The organism is Marinomonas fungiae (assembly GCF_001418205.1).
Classification (GTDB): domain Bacteria; phylum Pseudomonadota; class Gammaproteobacteria; order Pseudomonadales; family Marinomonadaceae; genus Marinomonas; species Marinomonas fungiae.
In genome coordinates this window covers 22,870-42,840 of record NZ_LIQF01000012.1, presented here as the reverse complement: position 1 = coordinate 42,840, position 19,971 = coordinate 22,870, and the positions used below count along the sequence as shown (strand labels likewise).

The window sequence follows — 19,971 nt, the reverse complement described above, 5'->3', positions numbered from 1 at the left end:
GAATGGCTCCCTGAACTGGACTCGAACCAGTGACCTAACGATTAACAGTCGTTTGCTCTACCAACTGAGCTATCAGGGAACAATAGACCTGCACTAAGCAGATGAAATGGCGGAGGAGGAGAGATTCGAACTCTCGGAAGGCTATTAACCTTCGCCGGTTTTCAAGACCGGTGCATTAAACCGCTCTGCCACCCCTCCGTTGCGAGCGAGGTGTATATTACGGATTCTAAATTTCAGTGCAACACTTTTTTTAATTTTTTTTAACTTTTTCCGTTACATAAGTCTCATCTGCCGCCGCGCGAATCCAGACATTTGAAAACCAATAATAATGGCGTCCAGATTGATCAGGCATTGTACAATTGATGCGACCTCGCCCCACGGGAAAGGCTTTTTCAGCTTGGACATTAACACTGTTTGACCCAAGCCAGTCTAATTTGGCTTCCCCCTGCCCTGACACATAACACGCTAATTCCTGCAGTCGGTAATCACCTTGCTGAAAATGCAAGGTCATCTGAACAGGCTCACTGCTTGCAAAGTCCCCTTGATCTTCGAACGAAACTAGTGGCATCGGTTTAGCATTTAGCTTTACCTTTAAAGAAGACAGTTTCGCGTAATTGCCTGCAGCAGGAAAACGCGGCAAATTGGTAAAGTCTGAATTTTTATCGACGACACCAGACTGCTGACCAAAAGCAATCATCCCAAGCTCAGCCATTTGCGCTCGGATCTCGGTATTCGACTCACCATATGGGTAAGCCAACATTTTAGGCGAATGACCCAACTTCTCATTAAGTAACGCTTCTACCTCATTGACTTCATGAGCCATACGCGTTAGCCATTGCTCAAGCGTTTCACCATCTTCTAAACGCAGCATATAAGGATGGCTTACTGTGTGATTGGCAAATACACCACCAGACTGCTCCATTTCTCTCATCTGCTCCCAAGTCAAAAAGCTAGTGTGTCCTTTTTCGACCGGTCCAGTATTAATGAAGACGGTAAACGGGAAATCGTGTGTCTTAAGAATTGGAAAACCATTTTGATAAATATTGCGATAAGCATCGTCAAAAGTAATAGCCACCGCCTTGTCAGGCAAGGCAACCCCCGCTTTGATATCCGCCAGCGCCGTCGCTAGATCGACTACTTGAAAGCCAGCCTCAGCCAAATAATCCATATGCTCACGAAACTCATCCGGGGATACAGAGGTAGAACGAGGCGTACTGGTGTCCACATGATGATATTGCAGAATCGGTAAGTAATCTTGTGCCAGCGCCATTGTAGTGCCACACAGAAGCACACTAGCTAGCAAAGCATTTCGTAATAACATAAGTAACCTTAGCTAGAAATTTTGCCTAGTATTGTACGTGGAATGTACAGCAAGTAACAGTTAGCCAAGACTTCCTCACCATCAAAAAGGCCAACTATACTGATAAGAAAAAAGTTATGGGAGAAAGTCGTATGCTATCACCACGCTTGTTCGACCAGCTCAACGACCAAATTCAAGCTTTAAAAAATCAAGGGCTATATAAGGCTGAGCAAGCTTTACTAACGCCTCAAGCCAGTCAAGTTGCCACGCTCCAACACTCAAAGCTCATCAACCTATGCGCCAATAACTATCTTGGCCTTGCTAACGATCCTGAAGTCATTGCTAGCGCCCATCAAGCATTGGATCAATATGGTTATGGTATGGCCTCAGTACGTTTTATTTGTGGCACGCAAACCATTCATCGACAATTAGAGCAAGCGCTAAGTCTTTTCCTTGGCATGGATGATTGCATTCTTTACTCCTCTTGTTTTGACGCCAATGGCGGTTTGTTTGAAACCTTGCTTGATGAACAGGACACCATCATCAGTGATAGCCTCAATCACGCCAGCATTATTGATGGCATCCGCTTAAGCAAAGCTCAGCGCCTGCGCTACTCAAACAATGATATGCAAGCCTTGGAAGACTGTTTAAAGCAAGCCGCTCAGCAACACAGTAAAACCACTCTAATTGTTACCGATGGGGTATTCTCGATGGACGGCACTATTGCCAATCTAAATACCATCTGTGATTTAGCAGAACAGTACCAGGCATTAGTGATGGTTGATGATTCTCATGCAGTAGGCGTGCTAGGGAAACGCGGTAAAGGCTCAATTGAACATTGTCAGGTATTGGGACGAGTAGACATCATTACTGGCACATTAGGCAAAGCTCTAGGCGGCGCATCTGGTGGCTATACCTGCGCTGCACAGCCAATTATTGATTGGTTGCGCCAGCGTTCACGTCCCTACCTATTTTCAAATAGTCTGGCCCCCATGATTGCCGCTACCAGTCTAAGTATTTTAAAACTACTAGATCAGCGTCAGAATTTGCTGCAGCAGTTACAGCAAAATGCGGATTACTTTAGAGAGCACATGACAGGGTTAGGTTTTGAGCTTATTCTCGGACAGCACCCTATTATTCCAATCATGGTTCATGATGCCAGTTTAGCTCAACGTATAGCCAGTGCACTATTAGAAGAAGGCGTGCTAGCGGTCGGCTTTTCCTATCCTGTTGTGCCGATAGGGCAAGCACGAATTCGTACGCAGATGTCGGCCACTTTAAGCCAGAGCGATCTTGATCACGCTATCTCTTCTTTCTATAAGGTAGGAAAGCAGTTTAATCTTCTGTAAGGAACGGCAATGAAGACACTCACAAAGCAAGTAGCTGATCCAGGAATTTGGCTGACACGAGCCCAGCGCCCCAAATGTGGCCACAATGATGTACTGATAAAAATCAGCAAAACGGCGATATGCGGGACAGATGTCCATATTTATAACTGGGATGACTGGGCTCAACGCACCGTGCCACTCCACATGACTATCGGACACGAATTCGTTGGCACTGTCGCCGAAGTCGGTATCGAAGTGACCAATATAAAAGTGGGCGATCGCGTTTCAGGTGAGGGACACATTACCTGCGGTCACTGCCGTAACTGCCGCGCGGGTAAACGCCATTATTGCAAAGACACGCAGGGAGTTGGGGTCAATCGCCCTGGCGCCTTTGCCGAATACCTAGCCATACCATCGATTAATGTCGTGAAACTGCCAGAGAACATCAGCGATGATTTGGCTGCCATCCTAGATCCGTTAGGAAACGCTACACATACCGCTTTGAGCTTCGACTTAGTGGGTGAAGATGTTTTGATTACCGGCGCCGGCCCCATTGGCGCAATGGCTGCTGCCATTGCTAAACATGTCGGAGCACGTAATGTCGTCATCTGTGATATCAACGACTACCGCCTTCAACTAGCAAAATCCTTAGGTGCGACTCGCATTGTCAACACTAGCCGAGAATCATTAAGTGATGTTATTCAAGAGTTGCAGTTAGAGGAAGGTTTCTCGATTGGCTTAGAAATGTCCGGCAATGATCAAGCCCTTCAAAGTATGATCAGCTATTTGAGCCATGGTGGCAAAATGGCGTTATTAGGCATACCTGGCAAAGACACCGCCATCGACTGGAATCAAGTCATTTTTAAAGGGTTAACGATTAAAGGTATCTATGGCCGAGAAATGTATGAAACATGGTACAAAATGATCGCCATGCTCCAGTCCGGGCTTAATATCACCCCCATCATTACCCATCATTTTTCGGTTCAAGACTTTCAGAAAGGCTTTGAGGCCATGCTTTCCGGAAAATCCGGCAAGGTCATATTAGATTGGCAAACACTCGACTAACTTAGAATTCAAAACCGTAAGGTTGCGTGGCTACTCCGTACCGAGTAGCGTAATAGAATCACCTGTAAAACGAGACCGTTATGCTAGAAATTGGAACCAACGCGCATCCATCCCCACACGGTAACGCGCGCTATATCTTACTTGCTAAACAAAAAGTCCTAACACTGGAACAGCAATTTTTATTTACCTTGTCAGACTTTCATCCCACTGCGCAAATGCGCAGCGTGTTCGTTGGTAAATTTGAGGGCCTAGATCTATTCGTTTGCAGTTTCCCTCATACACCAAAAGGCTTTGAAGAAGTGGGCTTGCGTGACATGCTGTTTGCGACAGATGACCGCTTCTTTGACATCTTAAGTCGCGCTCACCAACTGGCAACATGGGATGCTGACCACCAGTTTTGCGGCCGCTGCGGCCATCCAATGACGCAAAAACATGATAAAGAACACGCTAAACTTTGCCAACATTGCAACACACGCCATTACCCGCGCATTTCACCGTGCATTATTGTCTCGGTAAGAAAAGGCAAGCAGCTGCTATTAGCGCGCTCCTTTGTAATGCCGGAAGGCCGTTACAGCAATATTGCTGGCTTTGTCGAAGCAGGCGAAACATTAGAGCAAGCGGTTCGGCGCGAAGTGTTTGAAGAAGTGGGGGTACAAATCAAGAATCTAGAATACCGAGGCAGTCAGCCTTGGTCTTTTCCTCACCAATTAATGGTGGGGTTCTTTGCCGAATTCGACAGTGGTGAGCTAACACCAGCACCAGATGAGATCGCCGAAGCGGGCTGGTGGAGTTTCGATGATCTTCCAAATATTCCCAATCCAACCAGTATTTCGGGGCAGTTAATTCTAGAGCATGCCAAACGTATTGCTGCCGAATCCTCAGAGCAGACATAGCTCCGAGGCACACAGAACCAAAAAGCCCAGCATCATGCTGGGCTTTTCTGACCTACCACCGATCAAACCATTACTCGGTAATAACTCGATAACATGGCTCGTAAGCACTACCCGGCAGCTTCATACGCTGCTGCTTCACAAATGCTTCTAGCAATGCATCCAGTTTTTTCATTAGCTCTTTATCGCCATGAATCTCAAACGGACCGTGCTTCTTAATACTCGCCACGCCTTGAGGCTTCACATTACCCGCCACAATCGAAGAGAATGCACGACGAAGGTCAGCCGCCAATAAATGAGTCTCTTGACCAAAGGACAGATTCAAACTAGCGATGTTCTCGTGCGTCGGCTCAAAGGTACGCTGAAACTCATCAGGGATATGCAATTTCCAATTGTAATAGAAAGCATCTTGATGGGCTTTACGGTACAAGCGAACCTCTTCCATTCCAGCCTTCATCACACGCGCGACTTCTACTCCATCATCAATGATGATTTTGTATTTTGCTTGCGCTTCAGGTCCTAACACGGAGCCAATGAACTCATGAATTTGTTCAAAGTAAGCGGCGCTTTCTTTCGGCCCCGTAAACACCAACGGGAATGGCATACCCTCATTTTTAGGATGTAACAAGATCCCTAAAATATACAAAATTTCTTCTGCTGTACCAGCTCCACCTGGGAACACAACAATGCCATGACCGGTTCGTACAAAAGCCTCAAGACGCTTTTCAATGTCTGGCATGATAACCAGCTGATTCACGATAGGGTTTGGCGATTCCGCGGCAATAATGCCTGGCTCAGTCAACCCTAGGTATACACCATTTTGAATGCGCTGTTTAGCATGGGCAATTGCGGCACCTTTCATCGGCCCTTTCATGGCACCAGGACCACAACCAGTACAGATATTTAGTTCGCGTAAACCCAGCTCGTGTCCCACATGCTTGGTATAGTCATACTCGTGTCGCGCAATGGAGTGACCACCCCAGCACACCACCATATCCGGTGACTGAATGCGTCGGAACACATTGGCATTACGCAGCAACTCAAAAACGACGTTGGTAATTTTGTCGGACGACGCATCATTTAAACCGCGCGCCACATTGTATTCGTGATAGGTAAAGATAATGTCACGCAAAACACTAAATAGCATTTCACGCACACTGCTAATCATTTTTCCATCCACAAAGGCACTGCTCGGCGCATTGGTTAATTCCAATTTAACGCCACGCTCTTGCTGAATAATACGGATCTCAAAATCCTTATAAGCAGCCATGATTTCAGCGGGATCGTCTGAGTCACTGCCACAATTTAAAATGGCCAATGCACAACGACGAAATAAATCGTGTAAATCACCGCTGTCTTCTGACATGCGTGCGATTTCTTCTTGTGACAACATTTCCAATGCGCCTTTGGGTGATACCAGCGCATCAACGCGATCTTCATACAACATGATCGCCCTCCTTATTCTATGTTCTTGTCTTATAACTATATTGATCTTACAAAATAAAATTGCAAGTGAATTTCAAGAATCATTCAAGAAGCCATAAGAGCAAAAAAGCCACAAATGTGGCTTTAATCGTTACAGATGACTTAGTACTTGCTCAGCGGAACTGATACCAAACTCACCAGGCTCCTCCAACCACAAGTGCTGAATCACCCCGTTTTTAACCAGCATGGCATAGCGGCGACTTCGCAGCCCCATCTGAGCCGTGGCGATCTCAATTTCCAACCCTAAAGCTTGGGTGTACTGGGCTAAATTATCCGCAGCCATCACAATCGCCTCAGCGTTATGCTCTTTCCCCCACGCATTCATAACGAACACATCGTTGACAGATAAACAGACGACTTCATCAACACCTTTGTCTTTAAAGTTTTGATAATTAGCAACATAGCCCGGTAAATGTCGCGCACTACAGGTTGGGGTATACGCCCCAGGTACAGCAAACATTACGACAGTTTTATTAGCAAAAAAGCTCGTTACATCAACCTCTTCTGGTCCATCTTGCCCCATCACTAAAAAGCTTCCGTAAGGCAACATATCTCCCATCTGAACACTCATGCTATTTCTCCTGTTAATCGCAGCGATACAGCATCATAGCGCGAATATAGAAGAACAGCGATGCTATACAATCTTAAATTGGCCTACCAAAGCGCGCTGATGCTGTGCCAGCTCATTCATCCGTTGACAATTTTCTTGGCTCGCCATCGCTTCTTCCATGGCACCTTCGGAGCTATGAGAAATCTCATGCACACTGCGATTGATGTCTTGCGCCACATTAGATTGCTGCTCCGCCGACGTGGCAATCTGCATACTTAAGTCACGAATTTCAACAATAAAGGTACGTAGATCGGACAACACTTGGCCGACACTTTGTGCCTCATTCATACTTTCACGTGCGTTCTGACAACTTTGTTCCATCGTCACAACCGTGGCTTTTACACCACCCTGCAATTCGGTAATCACTTGCTGAATTTCTTCCGTCGAAGTATGTGTCCGGTTAGCCAGTGTGCGCACTTCATCTGCCACCACCGCGAAACCACGCCCTTGCTCACCTGCTCGCGCGGCCTCAATAGCGGCGTTTAAAGCCAACAAGTTAGTCTGCTCGGCAATATCTTGAATGACTTCCAAAATAGAGCCGATATTCTGCGAGTATTGAGCAACCTGTTGCACCACACCCGCCGAAGATTCCAACTGCGCCACCAACTGTTCCACTTGAGCAATGTTGGTATGCATGCGTTGTAAGCTTACTTCTGCACTGCGATCCACATCCTGCACTTTCTCTAACGTCACTTCGGAGTGTCGAGCCACTTCACGCACTGTCGCCGACATTTCATCCATGGCTGTTGCCACTGAGGTGGTGCGATCATTTTGCTCTTGTATAATAGATTGAGTATAAGTCGTTGACTTATAAACAGTATCTGCTGAAGAAACAACCTGATGTGACGCTTCATCAATTTGCTTAATCACATCGCCCAGTTTCTGTACCAAAGAGTTCACCCAGTGCGACAGCTGACCGAATTCATCCTTACTCGAAACAGTAACGCGCTGGGTCAGGTCACCATTCGCTATTTGATCCAGTACCTTCAGAATCTGTGCCAATGGTTTACGAATGCTGAGGCTTACCCAGTAAGCAATCAACAGGGCAATGACAACGGAAACAGCCACGACCAGATAGGAAATATTTTTCGCATTATTTGAGCTTTCTAAGGCATTAAGCTTGGCCTGATCACGTAATACAGAAACATGACTCTCTAGCGTATCTTGCTGTGTCTTCATAACCGCCAAGCTATTTAATAACGCCGCTGCGGCCTGCTCAGAAGCCACTTGGATTTGGTTAAACTCTAGAAACTCGTTTACAACGCCAGCCTCGTCTTCAACAGAAGTACGGATCTTATTAATATTCTCGGTGATCAAATCATCACCTAGTTTGCCGATTACTTTGTCTACAGGGGCAAAGGCCTTCCCCATTTCCTTACGAATACTGTTTAACGAAGGCACTGTGGTCGAATCGAAATAATCGCCAATCAGTAGCTGCAAGCTTTCCATTTGCGTTTTCGCCAAACCTGCCGCGAACGCTTGTTCATCGCTTTCTGGATAGCTGATAATGGCTTCAAGATCCTCAACGACATAGCTTAGTTGATCTTTTAGATCGAGTTTTTTATCGGCCATGCCACGTTCTAGCTGAACCATTCGACTGTGATCGGAAATGGCCGTGTCCGCGAGCTCAAAAAAGACGTTGGATTGTTGCTCAATTTCAACCACGGTTGCTGACACATCAGGGGATTCAGCTGCCTGAGCCTTCAATGCATCCGCCTCGGCGTAAAAGCGCTCCTTTCCTGACTGATATTGCGTTAGCGCATCACTTAACATGCTATCGGAAGATGCCACAAGATATTGCAACACAGCACTACTGGCTTGTGCGAGATCGGCACTGACTTCCATACTACTGTCAGAAATACTCGCAATTTCTCCTGTCACGGTTTCGATGCGCTCCTGCACTGAGTTCAAGCCTCCCACTCCCGCTCCCGCCACAACAAATAGCAGCAACAACAGCATCACAAATCCCATCAAAACGCGCTGGACTACGGACAAAGACATCGAATCCTCCTAGCTTCAAGCCATTACCATGTTATGGATAATTGACAAAGCTTTAATTAAACAGTCATTTAATTAAAAATATAGCCTGTTATTTGTTCAAGCTGCAAGTACCAAGCCTTACATATTTTACAATTCACAACAAAAGTATTCCCAAAGTGGCTTGGTTAGTTGGACCGCTTTATGCATAAAGAAAAAAACAATGCGCGTAAAGAATGACCTATACGGCGGCATTAAAAAGGTTTTCAAGACGCTTTTTCGACGAGGTTTTGGCACAAATGAATTAAATTCTGGCGTTATGCTATTTGATCAATAAAAAGTTATGCGTTGATTGAAATTTATCCTAAATTTCGTCTGTACAGCCAGAGTAAAAAGCGTACAATTCGCTTTCTTCTTAAACCATCTGGCTGTCCGGCCGATAGACTAATTAATTGAACAAAAACTGGCTTGTTGCGATGGAATTTGTTGCACATCCTAAAGACTTACCTTTAGACATTACGGTTGTCGAGGATCAGTCTTTTCCAACTGTTGGTACGGATCGGATTGGCTTCGTAGGCATTACCTATTTAGCGCCGCTCTCATACCAAGCAGGCACTTGTGTGCGTATCACATTACAGGAAATCGACCCGCATTTTTGTGTGACGGGCCGTATAGCTTGGTGCGACAAAGAGCAGGAAGAGTACCGCATCGCGATTGAATTCCCCAATAATGACGACTGTTATTGTGTGCGAATGGTCGAGCAGCTCTCGCAAATAGAGCACTATCGACGACAGGCAAAAAGTCAGGGCCGGCGCTTAAACTATAACGAAGCTGCGGCGGAGTGGATTAAACAATTTGCTGCCAGCTTCCCAGCTTTCACACTTTAAAACTCCTAATGACTAATACCCTATCTCAAGCTGATATTGACATCATTACTCAGCAATTGGGCCGCACACCAAGCGGCATCCGTAGCGTTGCACACTACTCACCTAATGGCGTACCACAAGTTCTAGAAATGGAAACTTGGGTGTTCGATCAGCCATTTCCAACTTTGTACTGGCTGTCTAGCAGCGCCATCGACAAAGCGCTGGCACGTATCGAAAGCCAAGGGGTTGTAAAAGAACTAGAACAACGCATCCGCGACGATGAAGAGCTGCGTGCAGCGTACCACAAGTCACACGAGGACTATGTGCAGCGTCGCTGGGACGCAATGAGCGATGAGCACAAACAAATCATCGAACAAAAAGGCTTCACACACCTGTTCGAAGAACTCGGTATTGGCGGTATCAAAAACTGGGATCAAATCCGTTGCCTGCATATGCAATATGCTCACCATCTAGCTGGGGACAACATCATCGGGAAGATTCTTGACGAAGAATATGGCATCCGCGCCGTTGCAGATGCCGAAATGAAATAAATCACAGAAACAATGTATAAGTTAGCCTTGCTAACCTATACATTGTTCCTCTTGTCAGACGCTTTTGCCTAACCTTTCAAATACGTTTTTAGCTCATCCGCACTGGACACTTTAGCCAATCCCTCACGTATTTTGTTAAATGCGTTCGCTGCTACCACTGGGCGTTGCGCATAAGTCGTCAATGCTCCGCCAGTCCAGCCTGCCATTTTCAGTGCTTCTTTTTTGAAGTTATTACCAGACACACCGTGCCCACCCAGCGCCAGCAAGGCATCTTCAATATCAAGGTAGCTAGGACGCTCGCCACCAAACTTCATAAAATCATCTTGATGCACTTCTGCGTATTGTTTAGCCATCAATTCAATCCCTCAAAAAATAACCGATATCAGTTCCATAAGTTAGCCAGTTAAGCCATGAACCTCAAGCAAACCTACGTAGCAATACGTAACGTAATGCTCATTGAATAAGTTGGCTAGCCTAATAATGTAAACATACTGTAAGATGCCCTGAGGATGCTATTACTTTTTTAGACAAGGAGCTTTAGTTGGAGTGGTTCTCTGATTTATCAGTGTGGACAGTCGTTGCACTATTCTTCATCGCCTTTTTTGCAGGACTCATCGACGCCATAGCGGGCGGTGGTGGCCTCATTACAGTGCCAGCGCTCATCGCCGCCGGCGTTTCTCCACTCGAAGCCCTTGCAACCAATAAATTGCAGGGATGTGCAGGCACCCTGTCCGCGTCCTATCACTTCGTTAAAACCAAACAAGTCTCTTTGTCCGAGATGCGCTTTCCTATTGCTATGACTGCTTTAGGTAGCTTCGCCGGTACCATATTAGTGTCTTATCTTGATAGCAATTTACTGATAAAGATGATTCCTGCCATTTTAATTGCCGTGGCTATCTTCTTTTATTTATTACCCAAAATTCAGCCGATGATTGCCAAATTTGTGCGCATCAGTATGGCTCAATTTGCATTGTTCGCAGGCTTTACCATTGGCTTTTACGACGGTTTAATCGGCCCAGGAACAGGGGCTTTTTTCTCCACTGCGTTCATCTGTCTTATGGGCTTCTCAATTATCTCCGCCACGGTTCATACGAAAATTTTGAACGCCACCAGCAATTTATCGTCTCTGATTTTATTCAGTTTTACTGGTCATGTATTGTGGGGCATTGGCCTCATCATGGGACTGGGACAATGGCTTGGAGCCCAAATTGGTTCACGTTTAGTAATTAGCCGCGGCAGTACTTTGATTCGCCCAATGGTGATTTTCATGTGTATTGCCCTCTCCATTAAACTACTCACTGCGTCATAACCTTTAAAGTGACGCTTCATCCATGTAAAGACGGCACTCCTCCTGCAACCAGTTAAGCACCTGCTGAATCGGTTCACGATCACGATATTCATTGGGGCAGGCAAATAAATAGACATGGCCATTGTCATACACTTGCTCAAAAGGCTTCAATAATCGACCTTCGCGAATATCATCCATCACCAATGGCGTTCGACCTAAAGCAACGCCTTGCCCTGAAAGCGCGGCTTGAACGGCTAAATCACCACGGTTAAAACTGATCGCTCGACTTGGCCTAGCTCCTTTCACATCGGCTTTACTCAGCCAAGCTTCCCACTCTGCATAGGGGCTAAAAAAGCGCCACTCAGAATCGTCGTTTATTAGAGGGACACGGGCGAGATCTTTTGGAATGCGTAATTGATTCTGTTCGGCAAATACAGGGCTGCATACCGGAAAAACATGATCATGAAGCAAGGGTACGGTATAGGCGCTACCAGAGTGAATATGACTGTGTACAATCGCGGCATCAATACGATCACGGGTAAAATTCACTTCACGGTCATTGGCTTGAATGCGCAATTGAAGGCCGGGATGAAGTTCCTGTAAACGTCCCAAGCGTGGCATCAACCAACGCGTAGCGAAGGACGGCATGACCGACAAAGTAATGATGGTTGAGTCGCGTTCTTCACGCAGCTCTTCGATAAGCCCATCTAAGTCAGCGAACATATGACGCAGATGCAGCGCCAGCCTAGCGCCCATTGGCGTCAGCTCTAAACTACGGTGATAGCGCACAAACAAAGTAAAGCCTAAACGCTGTTCTAAAAGGCGTATTTGCTGGCTTACTGCGCCTTGCGTTAAAAACAGCTCCTGTGCCGCTTTAGTAAAACTAAGGTGTTTAGCGGCCACGACAAAGGTGTGAAGAAATGGTAACGAGACTTTATTCATAGAGACTCTTGCATTAGTAGAGCTAATCCAAAACCTCAGTTTATATCGTTTGTGGAATTTTAACCAACCATTAAAATGGCCACATGTTTTGGTAGTACTGCTTCCAAACATCGGCATCTTTCATGATGTTGATGCCTCGTCTAATACATGCCCCCACAGCCATGTATTAGACTGTGATGTTGGTGAGCGCCACACGTCACAACACTGCTAGTTATTTTAATCGGGCTTATGGCCCGATTTTTTTTGCCTCAAATTTATGCCTTGATGAACACACTGATCTTCAACTTTTCTTCAGGCAAAAAAAACGGCGACCAAAGGTCGCCGAACTAACACACATGCTTAAATGTGTCCGGTCAATTACGCCGCTGCAGTTTCCACAGCGTTGCTATCAGCCAAAGCCATCTGCGCTAATTTTTCCATTAGGCGAACTACTTGGCAGCTGTAGCCGTATTCGTTGTCGTACCAAACGTAAAGAGTCGCTTGGTTACCACGTACTTTAGTTGATAGTGAATCCAGCACACCTGCCTGCTCACTACCGATGAAGTCTGAACTTACTGCATCGGCTTCAGCGCTGTAACCGATTTGGCCAGTCAATGCCGCACTTGCAGAAGCTTTCTTCAATACTTCGTTAATTTCTTCTACTGACGTTGCCGCTTTTAGATTCAAGCTTAAAACAGCAATCGACACATTAATCACAGGAACACGGATTGCACTACCGCTTAGCTTGCCTTCAAGAGAAGGAATCGCTTTGGATACGGCTTTCGCTGCACCTGTTTCTGTCATGACCATGTTCATCGCTGCAGCACGACCGCGACGATCACCTTTGTGAACGTTGTCGATTAGGTTTTGGTCGTTCGTGTAAGCGTGAACTGTTTCTACGTGACCTGATTCAATGCCGTACTTTTCTTCAAGTACAGACAGAATCGGAGTAATCGCATTTGTCGTACAAGACGCTGCAGATAGAATTTGATCACTTGACTGGATATCAGAATCGTTAACACCGAATACGATGTTTTTCATTTGTTTACCAGGAGCCGTCAAAACAACGCGATCGATACCAGGACGAGCTAGATGAACGCTTAGCCCATCGTGATCACGCCAGCGGCCAGTGTTATCCACTAGCAGAGCGTTGTTGATACCGTGTGCTTTGTAGTCAACTTCGCTTGGATCTGACGCGTAGATTACTTTAACTGGCTGGCCGTTGATGATTAGCTGAGAGTTTTGCTCATCGGCTTTTACAACACCTTCGTAGGTGCCATGAACGGAGTCAAATTTCAGTAAGCTAGCACGCTTAGCCAAATCATTATCCGCCGCTTTACGAACAACAATTGCTGCTAAGCACATGCCAGGAGTTGTGTGGCCAAGAGTACACATACGGCGAGTCAATAGACGTCCGATACGACCAAAACCGTACAGCACAACCGGTGTTGCAGAACCCGCTTGAGCGAAGCCTTCAAGTGACGCAATATCAGCGTCCGCAAGTGCTTCTTCAAGTTCAACCACCACGTTTGCAGTTTTATTTGCGATCAATTGCTCTAACACTTGATACACACGCGCTAGATCTACAGCTGGGTATTGGTCAAACAATGCAACCAAACCAGTGACTGAATCGGACATCAGAGTTTGTCCAGCTAGCTGAACTTTTACTGACTGTTCGCGACCTAACTTACCCAAAAGAGGAATCATTGATTCAACTTTGGAAACCGTTTCTAACCAAGTGTTTGCCATTTATCTGCCCCCGAGAAAAACAAACGTTTTCACATCAATTTGGGCGCAGTCTACCCATTCATAGAACTAACATCAAATTGTAACAAGGCAACAAAAAACCATTAAAAACGGGAGTTTAGCGCGTTATTTTATGAAAACAACGTAACTATCAGAAGTATGTTATTAAATAACAACATTTGGGGTTTTTGAGGGAAAACCCCTATCTAAATCTCATAAATTTACGTAATTTACATACAAAAAAAGAATGAAAATTTCTTAAATTTTTTTATAAATAACGTTTTCTTTCCGCTAAAACACCCAGTAAACAGAAGCAGAATAGAATTGTGATCGGACGCAGGCTTGGATCAAGGTGAGTCAGTAGCCAATAGACCAATGGCTGTCCCCATAAGGTCAGCAAACCATAACCAAAGGTACACATTAGAACAAAAGCACCGATGCGGGCAATAAACATCCAATTCGCCACGGCCCGCTTGAGAGTTCGGTTCACATGATCGCCGAAAATCACCAACATGGTTGCGACCAATGCCAGGGAAATGTCTTGTAGGTAGGGGCGCAACTTGTGCGCCATATCCATATTAAAACTGAGTATTAAGTCCATCAATACACTACTGATTACGTTTAAGAAGGGCCTCTACGTCGATACGACCTGAAGGCGCAATGCGCTTAGGCACACGGTCCATATAGATCACTGACACATCAAAGGTGGTGTTATGTAACTCTATTTCGGTACCATCTGACAAGAACCAGCGCGCACGGCCATAGCCGTCACGCACAAACCCCACGGATGGTGGGCCGTATTTTTTCTCTAACACAGTACCAAGCTTCGCTCGTAATGCAGGATCCTCTACTACACCTGACATAGTCGCACGTTCAACAAAGTCATACTGGTTATAGACAACCGTCAGCTCTTTAATACCTAAAATACCCGTGGCACCTAGACTGTAATTTGCCACGCCCTGTCGGTAAGAAGGATACGATTCTAACCCCATTTTCGAGAGATGCTGCTCAAATTCAGCTTTAGACAAATCATTAAAGGGGATACCAAATAATTCAGCCCCCTTTGAAAATTCTGGTGCTGCAACGACCGAATCTGCAGCATTGGTTGTCGAGTTATCTGGCTCAGCTGCCCAAACGACACCTGCGACAAGGCAGACACTTACAACGATTTTTTTAAACGCGGGATAAATACTCCACATGATCTCTTTATGAACTCTTTTTTTGTAACATTAACCAGTAAGTCAATAAGCGATTTTTGCGCTTCTTTGATACAATTAAATCCTAATTCTTCCACCCCGTAATGCAAATTCATTTTTCTTGAGGTAGCTCATGGCACTCGTAATCGGCATCACCGGTATTTCTGGTAGCGGTAAAAGCCGCCTGTGCTCGTTGTTAGCAGAAGGCTTAGGAAGCAAGTTGACCGTTATCTGCCAAGATAGTTTCTACAAAGGCTGCGGCAACATCGACCCGGACGTCTACAATTTTGATGATCTTAACTCTTTGGATTTAGAAAGTATCTCTTTGGCAATACATAACTGCAAAAATCAGCAGCAACCCAACGAAATACCTGTTTACGATCATTCACAACACAAACGTGTTGGGTACCGTAATTTGGAACCTTCCAAAGTCGTGCTAGTAGAAGGTCATATGATGTTTCAAGATCCAGCCATTCGCGATGCAGTAGACTACCTACTGTTTGTGGACACGGATATGGACATCGCTATTGTCCGTCGCTTAAAACGTGATATTGCTGAACGTGGCCGTAATGTTAACGAAGTGACCAGTCGTTATATGCGCCATGTGCGTCATGCATCCTTGAAAACCATCGAAATCCGCAATAAGGCCGATTTCATCATCCCTAACAACACAAGCTTTACCAATGCCGCCAACTTGTTGCGCCATTATATTGAGAGCCTACTAATAGAAAAAGGAGCCTAACATAGGCTCCTTTTACAAGCTTCACAATACCGAGGAGCGCTTATTTTTTAATATCTTCAAAAAAGCGCTTCACACCGTCAAACCAGCTTTTCTGCTTTGGCGAATGGTCGGAGTTTTCCCCCATGGACTCAGCCAACTCTTTAAACAGCTCTTTTTGTCGATCGGTTAGGTTCACTGGTGTTTCGACCACAACCTTACAGATCAAGTCGCCTACTGGGCCACCACGAACAGGCTTCACACCTTTATTACGGAGACGGAACAGCTTGCCTGTTTGACACTCAGGTGTGACTTTTAGTCGCACGCGACCATCAAGGGTCGGTACATCAATTTCACCACCCAACGCAGCCGTCGCAAAACTGATCGGCACTTCACAATATAAGTTAGCGCCATCTCGCTCAAAGATTGCGTGCGAACGCACCGACACCTGAACAAACAGATCCCCTGGTGGACCACCAAACGTGCCCGCTTCCCCTTCACCCGTTAGGCGGATACGGTCGCCCGTATCAACCCCTGCGGGGATCTTAACATTAAGCGTTTTGTATTCTTGCTTACGACCTTGACCATGACATGAAGTACAAGGATCAGAGATAATCTGACCTTGACCATGACATTGCGGACAAGTTTGCTGTACCGAGAAAAAGCCCTGTGACATACGCACTTGCCCAGCACCATTACAGGTAGGACAGGTGGTTGGCTTGGTACCAGGTTTTGCACCTGATCCTTCACACTTATCACACTCTACCGCGGTAGGAATACGGATTTTTTCTTCACAACCCCAAACCGCTTGCTCAAGATCCAACTCAAGGGTGTAGCGTAAGTCCGAACCACGACGAGTACGGCTTTGACCGCCACCACCACCGCCGAAAATATCACCAAACACATCACCGAAGATATCACTGAAACCGCCAGCGCCTCCACCGAAGCCACCGTGGCCGCCTTGACCATTCACGCCTTCGTGACCAAAACGATCATAGGCCGCACGCTTATCTTCCGAAGACAACACTTCGTAGGCTTCAGCGATCTCTTTGAATTTATCCAGTGCTTCTGGATTGTCCGGGTTTTTATCCGGATGGTACTTGTTGGCTAAAGAGCGGTAGGCTTTTTTAATGTCCTTCTTATCCGCGTCTTTGCTTACTCCAAGCACCTCATAATAATCACGTTTACTCATTGCAGGTGTTCCTGAATATGTAGAGTGAGTTCAAATCCCTAAATACAGCAAAACACGGTTACGTCCCGTGTTTTGCATAAGTCCCTAGGGACGACGACTTAAGGAAGCACTCGGCTTATTTTTTGTCGTCTTTAACTTCTTCAAACTCAGCATCAACTGCGTCGTCTTGTTTCGAACCAGAAGCCTGCTCGCCATCTTTAGCTTGTGACGCATCCGCTTGCTCGTACAGTTTTTGAGCCAAAGAACCAGAGGCTTGAGTCAACGCATTGGTTTTCTCTTCGATCTGATCTTTGTCGTTAGATTCTAGTGCCGCTTCAAGGTCAGCAATCGCTTTCTCAATGGCTTCTTTCTCTTCTGCAGTCGCTTTATCGCCTGCATCAGTTAGAGTCTTACGAGTTGCGTGGATCATGCCGTCCGCAGTGTTACGAGCTTGTACTAGCTCTTCGAACTTACGGTCTTCTTCCGCATTCGCTTCCGCGTCGCGAACCATTTTCTCCACTTCTTCATCGCTTAGACCAGAAGAGGCTTTGATCACGATAGACTGCTCTTTACCAGTCGCTTTGTCTTTCGCAGAAACGCTCAAGATACCGTTGGCATCGATATCGAAGCTTACTTCGATTTGAGGCACACCGCGTGGCGCTGGTGGAATGTCAGCCAAGTCGAAACGACCTAGAGATTTGTTCTGAGCCGCTTGTTTACGCTCACCCTGTAGGGCATGAATCGTTACTGCGTTCTGATTGTCTTCTGCCGTCGAGAATACTTGTGACTTTTTCGTTGGAATCGTCGTGTTTTTCTCGATCAAAGTTGTCATCACACCACCCATTGTCTCGATACCTAGAGACAGAGGTGTAACGTCTAGTAGAAGAACGTCTTTCACGTCACCTGCTAGTACCGCACCTTGGATTGACGCACCGATCGCAACCGCTTCATCAGGGTTCACGTCCTTGCGTGGCGCCTTACCGAAGAATTCAGTCACTTTCGCTTGCACCATAGGCATACGAGTCTGGCCACCCACTAGGATAACTTCGTCGATGTCAGAAGCAGATAGATCAGCATCTTTCAGTGCTTGACGGCAAGGCTCTAGAGACTTAGTCACTAGGTCTTCAACCAAAGACTCAAGCTTAGAACGAGTTAACTTAACATTAAGGTGTTTAGGACCTGATGCATCAGCCGTGATGTACGGTAGGTTTACTTCTGTTTGAGAAGAAGAAGACAACTCAACCTTCGCTTTCTCACCCGCTTCTTTTAGACGCTGTAGCGCTAATGGGTCATTGTGTAGATCGATACCCGTGTCTTTCTTGAACTCTGCTGCCAAGAATTCGATCACGCGCATGTCGAAGTCTTCACCACCTAGGAACGTATCACCGTTAGTAGACAGTACTTCGAATTGTTTTTCGCCATCAACATCCGCAATTTCGATGATAGAGATATCGAACGTACCACCACCAAGGTCGTATACTGCTACAGTTGAGTCACCAGATGCCTTGTCTAGGCCATATGCTAGTGCTGCTGCTGTTGGCTCGTTGATGATACGTTTTACATCAAGACCCGCGATCTTACCGGCGTCTTTCGTCGCTTGACGCTGAGAGTCGTTGAAGTAAGCAGGAACCGTGATAACCGCTTCGGTTACTTTCTCACCTAGGTAGTCTTCCGCTGTTTTCTTCATTTTCTTAAGAACTTCAGCAGAGATTTGTGGCGGCGCTTTTTTGTCGCCTTTCACTTCTACCCATGCATCGCCGTTATCCGCAGCAACGATTTTGTAAGGCACCATTGAGATGTCTTTTTGAACCACGTCGTCTTGGAAACGACGACCGATCAAACGCTTCACTGCAAATAGCGTGTTCGTTGGGTTTGTAACCGCTTGACGTTTAGCTGACTGACCTACCAATATCTCGCCATCTTCAGTGAATGCTACGATAGATGGGGTGGTGCGATCGCCTTCCGCGTTTTCAATAACGCGAGCCTTGTCTCCGTCTAGCACGGAAACACAAGAGTTAGTTGTACCTAAGTCAATACCAATGATTTTGCCCATGGTTGCATCTCCAGTAAAAATTCTTTAGTAGTTTCGATAATTCTGTATTTGGGTACGGCAATTTTTATTTCAAGCGCTGACTGTCAAAAAAATGACAGTTTTTTTAAGCTGCGCTTGAAACCACTACCATCGCAGGGCGCAATAAGCGGCCATTTAGGGTGTAACCTTTCTGAACCACGTCCATAACCGTGTTTGGTTCCATGCTTGGATTAGGCACCATCGTCATCGCCTGATGTAACTCAGGGTTAAATGGTTCACCAGCAGGATCAACAGCCACAACTTCAAAACGAGCTAACGTTTCTACTAGGTCACGGTAAGTTAGTTCGACACCTTCGCGCATTGGATCATTTTCAGAACCTTCTGCCGCAGAAGACAAGGCACGCTCTAGGTTATCAGCTACGGTAATTACCGATTTCGCGAATTTTTCCAACGCAAACTTGTGAGCTTTCTCTACATCTTGCTCAGCACGGCGACGGATGTTCTGTGCTTCAGCTTGAGCACGAAGCGCCACTTCTTTGTACTGGGCCGCTTCTTCACGTGCCTTAATCAGTTCTTCAGAAGCGTCATCTTCAACCATACCTTCAAGAACTTCTTCGGCAATGGCTGCATCGGCTTCGTTTAGCAATTCTTCTTGCTCGACTTCTTGCTGTGCTTTATTCGTTTGATCACTCATTTTCATCTCCAAATAACAGAAAGTAATCACTGTCTGTGCGTGGTATATGGGGACGTCTTTTGTGCTTTCAACACCTAATCCCCATTAAAAGTACGCAAATAATTTCTTTTTCTGGCACTTGTCAAAAAACATA

At 46.0% G+C, this 19,971-nt stretch carries 19 protein-coding genes and 2 tRNA genes; 7 read left to right on the top strand and 14 right to left on the bottom strand.

The window, feature by feature from the left end:
• Positions 1-3: 3 nt before the first annotated feature.
• From ASC49_RS15395 to ASC49_RS15385, 3 genes are all read right to left on the bottom strand, one after another.
• Positions 4-79: transfer RNA gene (locus ASC49_RS15395), tRNA-Asn, on the bottom strand.
• Between the two features lie 28 nt (positions 80-107).
• A tRNA-Ser gene (locus ASC49_RS15390) sits at positions 108-198 on the bottom strand.
• 52 nt (positions 199-250) lie between these two features.
• Positions 251-1,321: a polysaccharide deacetylase family protein gene (locus ASC49_RS15385; RefSeq protein ID WP_055464141.1), complete on the bottom strand. Its 1,071-nt coding sequence runs from the start codon at positions 1,319-1,321 to the stop codon at positions 251-253.
• A 116-nt stretch (positions 1,322-1,437) separates the two neighbouring features.
• Here ASC49_RS15385 and ASC49_RS15380 point away from each other — a divergent pair, with 116 nt between their 5' ends.
• From ASC49_RS15380 to nudC, 3 genes are all read left to right on the top strand, one after another.
• Positions 1,438-2,649 carry a glycine C-acetyltransferase gene (locus tag ASC49_RS15380; RefSeq protein WP_245624741.1) on the top strand — a complete coding sequence of 404 codons (1,212 nt, stop codon included), beginning with the start codon at positions 1,438-1,440 and terminating at the stop codon, positions 2,647-2,649.
• A gap of 9 nt (positions 2,650-2,658) precedes the next feature.
• Entirely contained in the window at positions 2,659-3,693 is a 1,035-nt protein-coding gene (gene tdh / locus ASC49_RS15375) for an L-threonine 3-dehydrogenase (protein WP_055464140.1), read from the top strand.
• An 80-nt stretch (positions 3,694-3,773) separates the two neighbouring features.
• A complete protein-coding gene (gene nudC, locus ASC49_RS15370) occupies positions 3,774-4,586 on the top strand; it encodes an NAD(+) diphosphatase (RefSeq protein ID WP_055464139.1) in 813 nt (270 codons plus the stop codon).
• A 70-nt stretch (positions 4,587-4,656) separates the two neighbouring features.
• On the opposite strand, the gene ppnN is transcribed toward nudC, so the two are convergent.
• The 3 genes from ppnN to ASC49_RS15355 all read right to left on the bottom strand — a co-directional run bounded on the left by ppnN (position 4,657) and on the right by ASC49_RS15355 (position 8,679).
• The gene (gene ppnN, locus ASC49_RS15365; protein ID WP_055464138.1) at positions 4,657-6,030 is read right to left on the bottom strand and encodes a nucleotide 5'-monophosphate nucleosidase PpnN; all 1,374 of its coding nucleotides are present in this window, start codon (positions 6,028-6,030) and stop codon (positions 4,657-4,659) included.
• A gap of 129 nt (positions 6,031-6,159) precedes the next feature.
• Positions 6,160-6,639 (bottom strand): peroxiredoxin, encoded by a 480-nt coding sequence (locus ASC49_RS15360; RefSeq protein WP_055464137.1) that lies wholly within the window; start codon positions 6,637-6,639, stop codon positions 6,160-6,162.
• A 63-nt stretch (positions 6,640-6,702) separates the two neighbouring features.
• Positions 6,703-8,679, bottom strand: a complete 1,977-nt coding sequence (locus ASC49_RS15355) for a methyl-accepting chemotaxis protein (protein WP_055464136.1) — start codon at positions 8,677-8,679, stop codon at positions 6,703-6,705.
• A gap of 452 nt (positions 8,680-9,131) precedes the next feature.
• On the opposite strand from ASC49_RS15355, the gene ASC49_RS15350 reads away from it, so the two are divergent.
• Complete coding sequence (locus ASC49_RS15350) at positions 9,132-9,542, top strand: PilZ domain-containing protein (RefSeq protein ID WP_055464211.1); 411 nt, start codon at positions 9,132-9,134, stop codon at positions 9,540-9,542.
• Positions 9,543-9,550: 8 nt separating this feature from the next.
• Positions 9,551-10,072 carry a DUF501 domain-containing protein gene (locus ASC49_RS15345; protein ID WP_055464135.1) on the top strand — a complete coding sequence of 174 codons (522 nt, stop codon included), beginning with the start codon at positions 9,551-9,553 and terminating at the stop codon, positions 10,070-10,072.
• A gap of 68 nt (positions 10,073-10,140) precedes the next feature.
• Here the strand turns inward: ASC49_RS15345 and ASC49_RS15340 are convergent, their stop codons facing one another.
• On the bottom strand, positions 10,141-10,425 hold the full coding sequence (locus ASC49_RS15340; protein ID WP_055464134.1) for a hypothetical protein: 285 nt from the start codon (positions 10,423-10,425) through the stop codon (positions 10,141-10,143).
• A gap of 188 nt (positions 10,426-10,613) precedes the next feature.
• Here ASC49_RS15340 and ASC49_RS15335 point away from each other — a divergent pair, with 188 nt between their 5' ends.
• Positions 10,614-11,381 carry a TSUP family transporter gene (locus ASC49_RS15335; protein WP_055464133.1) on the top strand — a complete coding sequence of 256 codons (768 nt, stop codon included), beginning with the start codon at positions 10,614-10,616 and terminating at the stop codon, positions 11,379-11,381.
• 3 nt (positions 11,382-11,384) lie between these two features.
• Here the strand turns inward: ASC49_RS15335 and ASC49_RS15330 are convergent, their stop codons facing one another.
• The 4 genes from ASC49_RS15330 to ASC49_RS15315 all read right to left on the bottom strand — a co-directional run bounded on the left by ASC49_RS15330 (position 11,385) and on the right by ASC49_RS15315 (position 15,226).
• Positions 11,385-12,302, bottom strand: a complete 918-nt coding sequence (locus tag ASC49_RS15330; RefSeq protein WP_055464132.1) for a LysR substrate-binding domain-containing protein — start codon at positions 12,300-12,302, stop codon at positions 11,385-11,387.
• A 357-nt stretch (positions 12,303-12,659) separates the two neighbouring features.
• Positions 12,660-14,030: a glyceraldehyde-3-phosphate dehydrogenase gene (locus tag ASC49_RS15325; RefSeq protein ID WP_055464131.1), complete on the bottom strand. Its 1,371-nt coding sequence runs from the start codon at positions 14,028-14,030 to the stop codon at positions 12,660-12,662.
• A gap of 265 nt (positions 14,031-14,295) precedes the next feature.
• Positions 14,296-14,628, bottom strand: a complete 333-nt coding sequence (locus tag ASC49_RS15320) for a DUF3392 domain-containing protein (protein WP_055464130.1) — start codon at positions 14,626-14,628, stop codon at positions 14,296-14,298.
• Positions 14,629-14,635: 7 nt separating this feature from the next.
• The gene (locus tag ASC49_RS15315; protein ID WP_055464129.1) at positions 14,636-15,226 is read right to left on the bottom strand and encodes a hypothetical protein; all 591 of its coding nucleotides are present in this window, start codon (positions 15,224-15,226) and stop codon (positions 14,636-14,638) included.
• 130 nt (positions 15,227-15,356) lie between these two features.
• Here ASC49_RS15315 and ASC49_RS15310 point away from each other — a divergent pair, with 130 nt between their 5' ends.
• Positions 15,357-15,965 carry a uridine kinase family protein gene (locus ASC49_RS15310; protein ID WP_055464128.1) on the top strand — a complete coding sequence of 203 codons (609 nt, stop codon included), beginning with the start codon at positions 15,357-15,359 and terminating at the stop codon, positions 15,963-15,965.
• Between the two features lie 40 nt (positions 15,966-16,005).
• Here ASC49_RS15310 and dnaJ read toward each other — a convergent pair whose 3' ends face one another.
• The 3 genes from dnaJ to grpE all read right to left on the bottom strand — a co-directional run bounded on the left by dnaJ (position 16,006) and on the right by grpE (position 19,838).
• Positions 16,006-17,133, bottom strand: coding sequence for a molecular chaperone DnaJ (dnaJ, locus tag ASC49_RS15305; protein ID WP_055464127.1), 1,128 nt, complete (start codon positions 17,131-17,133; stop codon positions 16,006-16,008).
• A gap of 115 nt (positions 17,134-17,248) precedes the next feature.
• Positions 17,249-19,165, bottom strand: coding sequence for a molecular chaperone DnaK (gene dnaK / locus ASC49_RS15300; protein WP_055464126.1), 1,917 nt, complete (start codon positions 19,163-19,165; stop codon positions 17,249-17,251).
• A gap of 103 nt (positions 19,166-19,268) precedes the next feature.
• Positions 19,269-19,838: a nucleotide exchange factor GrpE gene (grpE, locus tag ASC49_RS15295; protein WP_055464125.1), complete on the bottom strand. Its 570-nt coding sequence runs from the start codon at positions 19,836-19,838 to the stop codon at positions 19,269-19,271.
• Positions 19,839-19,971 lie beyond the last annotated feature (133 nt).

Excerpts from the sequence above, each read along its gene's own strand:
- ASC49_RS15380 (WP_245624741.1), top strand. The coding sequence starts at position 1,438 with ATGGGAGAAAGTCGTATGCTATCACCACGCTTGTTCGACCAGCTCAAC.
- ASC49_RS15315 (WP_055464129.1), bottom strand. The coding sequence starts at position 15,226 with ATGTGGAGTATTTATCCCGCGTTTAAAAAAATCGTTGTAAGTGTCTGC.
- grpE (WP_055464125.1), bottom strand. The coding sequence starts at position 19,838 with ATGAGTGATCAAACGAATAAAGCACAGCAAGAAGTCGAGCAAGAAGAA.
- ASC49_RS15320 (WP_055464130.1), bottom strand. The coding sequence starts at position 14,628 with ATGGACTTAATACTCAGTTTTAATATGGATATGGCGCACAAGTTGCGC.
- ASC49_RS15385 (WP_055464141.1), bottom strand. The coding sequence starts at position 1,321 with ATGTTATTACGAAATGCTTTGCTAGCTAGTGTGCTTCTGTGTGGCACT.
- ppnN (WP_055464138.1), bottom strand. The coding sequence starts at position 6,030 with ATGTTGTATGAAGATCGCGTTGATGCGCTGGTATCACCCAAAGGCGCA.
- ASC49_RS15345 (WP_055464135.1), top strand. The coding sequence starts at position 9,551 with ATGACTAATACCCTATCTCAAGCTGATATTGACATCATTACTCAGCAA.
- ASC49_RS15340 (WP_055464134.1), bottom strand. The coding sequence starts at position 10,425 with ATGGCTAAACAATACGCAGAAGTGCATCAAGATGATTTTATGAAGTTT.
- dnaJ (WP_055464127.1), bottom strand. The coding sequence starts at position 17,133 with ATGAGTAAACGTGATTATTATGAGGTGCTTGGAGTAAGCAAAGACGCG.
- ASC49_RS15350 (WP_055464211.1), top strand. The coding sequence starts at position 9,132 with ATGGAATTTGTTGCACATCCTAAAGACTTACCTTTAGACATTACGGTT.
- ASC49_RS15325 (WP_055464131.1), bottom strand. The coding sequence starts at position 14,030 with ATGGCAAACACTTGGTTAGAAACGGTTTCCAAAGTTGAATCAATGATT.
- dnaK (WP_055464126.1), bottom strand. The coding sequence starts at position 19,165 with ATGGGCAAAATCATTGGTATTGACTTAGGTACAACTAACTCTTGTGTT.
- ASC49_RS15355 (WP_055464136.1), bottom strand. The coding sequence starts at position 8,679 with ATGTCTTTGTCCGTAGTCCAGCGCGTTTTGATGGGATTTGTGATGCTG.
- nudC (WP_055464139.1), top strand. The coding sequence starts at position 3,774 with ATGCTAGAAATTGGAACCAACGCGCATCCATCCCCACACGGTAACGCG.
- ASC49_RS15310 (WP_055464128.1), top strand. The coding sequence starts at position 15,357 with ATGGCACTCGTAATCGGCATCACCGGTATTTCTGGTAGCGGTAAAAGC.
- tdh (WP_055464140.1), top strand. The coding sequence starts at position 2,659 with ATGAAGACACTCACAAAGCAAGTAGCTGATCCAGGAATTTGGCTGACA.
- ASC49_RS15330 (WP_055464132.1), bottom strand. The coding sequence starts at position 12,302 with ATGAATAAAGTCTCGTTACCATTTCTTCACACCTTTGTCGTGGCCGCT.
- ASC49_RS15360 (WP_055464137.1), bottom strand. The coding sequence starts at position 6,639 with ATGAGTGTTCAGATGGGAGATATGTTGCCTTACGGAAGCTTTTTAGTG.